Raw genomic sequence first — 314 nt, forward strand, 5'->3', positions numbered from 1 at the left:
GCACGACCTGCGTGCCGATGCGCGCGAAGCCTTCGTCGGCCAGCACGCCCAGGCCGATGGCGCGGAAGTAATCGCCGTCCCACCGGCCCTCATGCGCCAGATAGGTCCATTTGCAGGTCACCGTGCAGGTCGACCGCGCGGTGCTGTCCGTGGCCTTCCAGGTCAAAAAATCGGTCAGGTCGAAGAAATGGCGCGCCGCGTCAAAGACCTGGGGCCGGTTCTCGCGCAGCCACAGCAGCTTGGGCGTCTCCATCTCGGGAGAGATGCGCCCGCCGACATAGCGCAGGACATCGTGCCCGCCCGCATTGATGCGC

At 66.6% G+C, this 314-nt stretch carries 1 pseudogene; it reads right to left on the minus strand.

Annotated features, from left to right (window positions below):
* A pseudogene (locus TW83_RS18850) lies at window positions 1-314 on the minus strand (ribulokinase); the annotation flags it as partial.

Source organism: Paracoccus sp. S4493 (genome assembly GCF_000967735.1).
GTDB lineage: Bacteria > Pseudomonadota > Alphaproteobacteria > Rhodobacterales > Rhodobacteraceae > Paracoccus > Paracoccus marcusii.